At 32.2% G+C, this 5,364-nt stretch carries 1 protein-coding gene; it reads right to left on the reverse strand.

All coding sequences use genetic code 11. The features are described from left to right. Positions 1–254 precede the first annotated feature (254 nt). The gene (locus tag RINTHH_RS08475) at positions 255–3,437 is read right to left on the reverse strand and encodes a plasmid replication protein, CyRepA1 family (RefSeq protein ID WP_008235412.1); all 3,183 of its coding nucleotides are present in this window, start codon (positions 3,435–3,437) and stop codon (positions 255–257) included. Between the last annotated feature and the right edge of the window lie 1,927 nt (positions 3,438–5,364).

Below are 5,364 nucleotides of genomic sequence, written 5' to 3' on the forward strand. Positions count from 1 at the left end.
AATAAGTATTAATATCAAGTATATAAATTTCAACATAAAGTAAAATATTTTATTTATGAAAAAAGTGCCATAATGGCTAACCAATTACAAGATAAATTTCCAGAATGTTATTATTAACATATCTAGTAAATATTAGAATTTATAACTAAACTAAATCTAATCTTGAGAAGTTATAAAAAAGAATCTTGTAATTTATTTTAACTTCATAGATATTCATTGATTTTGCAAAGTTAACAATTCCTAATTCCAAGGATTTAGTTATTTATTTTTCTCGGACTATCTTTCATTTCACTCAACATTAATTCATCTGCTTTTTGCCATATGGTAAAAATATCTTTTCTTCCATCATCTAATGTAGTGGAATCAATTATATAGCTTTGATTAGTACGCTGTAATTTCAAGCCTAGTAAATTTAATAATCTTCCTAGAATTCTAATTGCTGAAGATTTATCTTGATTTCTGATTAAATTGATTCCCAAAGCCCTTTTTATATGGCAACTACATTGTAAAGTAGTAGTTCTTAACAAGACTAAATCGGAATCATTCTCTGTGAATACCCTATCAGCCTCTAGAAATTTTACCATTCCTAATGTCCTTAGTGCCTCAATTTTTAGGGTATAGATTCTCAAATCTGGAAGGAATACTTTTCCCTGACCGGAGGATAGGTTTTGATACCATTCTTGCTTATCCCTAATGCGGAAATACTCGCTTTCATGGGTAAGATAATAGTGGGATAATAATTGAGTATAATATCCCCGTTCATCCTTTAATTTGAGTTCTGGAGTTACATTCACACAATACTTTTTTTTAATTAAATATTTACTAATTCTATGATTTTCATCATCACTCAGCGAATGTTTAGCAGTTAAATATTCATACTCTACATCGTTGATATCCACTGCCTGAGCAACTAAATTGGCTATTTTAATTTGATTTTGGTACTTAATATTCTGAATTTGCTGATTTATTTCCTTATTCTTCTTACGACTTTTTGCCCATTCATTTTTGACTCCGACAATCTCTAAAATCAATCTTCTGCGGGTTAAAACATCATTGGGATCTGCTGCTAAAAATGCTGTGCGTAAATCTCGAACTATATTATTGTGAACTGTACTGCTCCGTATCCATATTTGATGTCCATCTGCAATCAAGCCTTCTTTCATAGATTGACGATATAGGGTAATGGATGCATTCACCCTAGCAGATAACTTTGCCCAAGTTCTTAAGTGAATGGGATCATAGACTAGAGGTAAATCTACATCTATTTTATTTAACGGGCTTAGTAAGGCCAGATTTTCCTTTTGATTTTCCTGATACCAACGTGATAGTAACCGATAGTTTTTACTACCACTACCAATTAAACCAATGCCTCTTTTCGCACACCAAACAATACGAGGTATATTATCTCTCACCCTTGCTAAAGCCTGCCTTGCTTCCGAATCAGGAATTACTCCTTGGAAAATACCATAAACGCGATCAAAATGCTGAACATCTATACTTACTCCTGTTCCCACGCTAGGGGTAACAAAGACTATTTGATACTCTGTTATCTTTTGATTAATTGCTGCGACAAATTCAACTGCCTCATGCCCCAGCTTATTAGTAGTACGACTACTTACTACTAAACTTTTGGGAAACTGTCGACGCAATTTTGCTAAACGTTCTCGTAAATAGCGCTCTATGGTCTCACAACTATAGCGTCCTGAACGGCTATCAGTTGTAACATAACATTTATATCCTGCTAGTAAGTCTATTTCTATCTGTTGAATTAAGGGTGTAGGGTTGGGTACATCATGAAATGTAATATCCCATCCTTTTTCTGGTTTCCACTGATTGGTAACCACCCAAGGATTTACTTGAATACCAGCTAATCCTTGCAAGTATTCTAAAGAAATATCTGATAAATCTGCATCCTGGGCAATTACTAATCCCCCAGTAGTTAAGACAGTAGAAATTAAGTTTTGAAAGATTTGCAGAACTTTTACTCGTTTTTCCTTACAAGTATTACTATTAAGCAAATGCCATAAGGACTGTTCTACTTCATCTAATATGATGATGGCACCTTCCCATTCTTTGGGGTTCAATTTCCAAATTGAATCGACACATAGTCCACAAGACTTGTTTATTTTAAATGAATTTAATTCTTTTATTTTTGCTTCTTCTATTCTTGGTTGAAGTTTTATACTTTGTTCGAACCTTTTCTCACCTGCTCTTTTTCTGGCGATTTCCCTTACATTTTCTTGTTGTGCAGATTTGCCATTTTGCTTGCTAGGATATTTCTTATTTAAGAGCCATTCTTCATTTGTAATACCCCATTGTAATCCCATCTGTTCACATAAAAATTTTCCCAATTGAATGCGATGAGTAATCAATAATACAGACTGATGATGAGCTAATACCTTAGTAACTAGGGTTTTCACTGCAGTAGTTTTACCTGTACCTTTTGCTGACTTCACTCCTACCAAGCCAGAATTAGGGAAAGGAAGATCCCCTAAATATCTACGGTTAAGGATAAGGGAAGGAGGAATAGTTAAGGTCGTATGGGGTCTAGTGTGGGCAATATATAATTCTAAGTCAATACTTTGACGATACAGGTTATCAAAAGCCCGCGTACCCTTAGCTACAATAAACTCATCAACGCCCTTCTCTTCCCCAGGAAGTTCTATCACTTGTATAGAACACATTTGTTCTTGGAACAAAAGACCTAATTGGGCTATCGCATTATTAACTGCTGTAATGGTTTTAGGCTTGGTTTCAAAATCAAAACAAATGTAAATAGTACGTTTTGTAATAGTAAATTGGACTAAATCAGGTATAAGCTGACGGCAAGCCACCTTACCCTGAGTATTTTTTAAAACTCTATAACCACTAGTAATACCAGGAATTCCAATGGTTACATAACCTTGGCTTAATAGTGAAGCCGCCTTTTTGGCTCCTTCACAAATAATAATTGGTATATTTGTTTCTACTACCCATTGCCAGAAACCTAAAATTCCCCCATCCAAACTAAATTCAATATTTTTGGGTAATTTGAGGTTGTAACGCTGAACAATTTTTTGGAATATGAACAGAGTTATACGAAAACAAAATACTCTAGTTGGAGTAAAGGGTGGATGTTCATACTTAATTAATTTCCCTTTCTTATTGTATCGAGGTTGATTGGGCTTAAAACACCCCCACTCCATCACCTGCCATTTATTTACAGGATCTAAACCAGAACACCACCAACCCCCTTTCGCCACATGAAAATACGTTTGTAACCATTTATTCTGTACCATACCAATGTTGGTGCGGGGTATTCGGTCAGAAATTAATAAGTAATCATATGCTGCAGAACTTTGTAGAGATATAAAATTTAGCTGTGCTAATTGTACATCTATTTTGCTTCCCTGTGTTAATTCATCGAAATGTTGGGTTTCTAGATGATGCAGATACATAGAGCTACGCATTTACTGGGTAGTATGGATTAAAAACCTACCATAGCTCCATCTAAACTTTGTACTGGGGATTTTGTTATGTTATGTATGCTTTTTATTACACTGTTACTGAAGATACAACGGTTCACTCGCATTGAAGGTTTTTTCCCAAAAAATTGCTTTTAGTGAATAAGTCTATACTGTATATTTAAATACTTTTTTTAATATTTAAATACTTTTTTTATTTTACTCAGTACAAAAATCAATATCCACTGGTAAGTACAAATATTTGCCATGTTGTGAATAGCTACTTTGTACATAAAATTACACAATGATCTGTAATACAAATGCAACCACTATTTTCTGTCAATACAACTATTATTTCTTATGAAGAAATAATAGTTGTATTTTAGTCAATTATTAGTCTTGTAGTTTAAGACTCAACTTTGGCGTTGAAAGAAACTAACTTAAGAGCACTTGTAGTTTAAAACTAAATGTTGGATTTTACAGGGGTTCTAGTATATTTAAATTATAGTTGAATTATTATCAGGCTTATTGAATAGTTACTAAACTATTCAATAAGCCTGATAAGTGTATCATTACCTTGTATTACGAACTAAAAACAATTATTTTGTATGTTAATGCATGGGTAATGCAGAAATAGCTTTAATTCATCTGATCAATTATAGTATTTATTACTTAGTAAGTTTCTAGCAACATTGAAATAGCCTAAAGCAAGGTTCAGTTAGGAATTTATGCTATATAATAATCCCCCTAACCAATTAAAAAATTAAGCTAGGGGGAACCATAATTTGTTGACTATAGAGTTTCTGTATAGGCCGTTATGTTTTTATTCTATATAACTAATAATATTTTTACCACCATGAAAATAACTATTTATTATAGTTTTATAGTTCATTGTTTAAGGCTTTGTACTGAGAGACCCTTGACTAAGAGTCAAGTTTGTAAATATGGGCTTATATCAATGAGGAAATCAGGGTTTATATTTAAAATCAAGACAAGACATAATTGAAACTTTTTGCTTGTATTGATGTACAATGCTTTTTTAAGTCTATTTTCACCAGCTGGAGTAGCACTTAGAAATATACACAAGAATCACTAAATACATCATATGCTTGAATCTAAGTGATCTGAGTTAAACTAAATTCAATTACATTTGTATCAACTTGCCAAATGAAAACTTGGCAACCTGGCTTGACAAACAGAAAACTTTCTAGAGAATAATTTTGGAATAGACTTTAGTCAATTGATTCAGTCGTGGTATATTAACTCAATCCTTAAACTTAGTTACAGCAAAAACATAAGTAGATAACCGAAGTGCCTTGCTTACTATCAATACAATATGACAGATAATAATGAATTAGGAAAAGTAATTTGTATTCCATAAAAATACCGAAAATATGCAAGTGATTCTTTAATTACTATACAAAGTAGTATAGATGTATTTACTTGCATTATGGTTTTGTTTAGAAACTCATAATGTAAAATACTGATACTTATGCGTGGTAACATATCATTCCCCATAACTGATAGAAAGTTTTTCTAGGGGAAATAATAAAAATTACTAATAATTGCTCATTAATTCTGAGTTTGAAATCCAAATGATTGCCAGTTAAAATAACAAAGTATCTTCGTGATAAATAACCTGTATTGAGAGTGTTTGTGAACATCACAAGTCGATATTTACATATCTAAAGACTATTTAATAGTATAAACTCTATAACCTATGACCTAGATGCACTTTGTTATGCCACCAACCCAAAGGCGGCAAGTAAATTTTTAATCATAAGTTGGGTTTTAATTTCTCCAAAACAAAAATATGAAATACACCAGATAAATGTATCAATCTATTAAATTTAGAAAATAATTATTAAAAAACTTTACAAAATAAAGAGAAAGTGTGTATAGTTACTAGAGTGCTAGGTAG

It is taken from the genome of Richelia intracellularis HH01 (genome assembly GCF_000350105.1).
Classification (GTDB): Bacteria; Cyanobacteriota; Cyanobacteriia; order Cyanobacteriales; family Nostocaceae; genus Richelia; species Richelia intracellularis.

Coding starts and splice junctions, on each gene's coding strand:
- RINTHH_RS08475 (WP_008235412.1), bottom strand. CDS start 3,437: ATGTATCTGCATCATCTAGAAACCCAACATTTCGATGAATTAACACAG.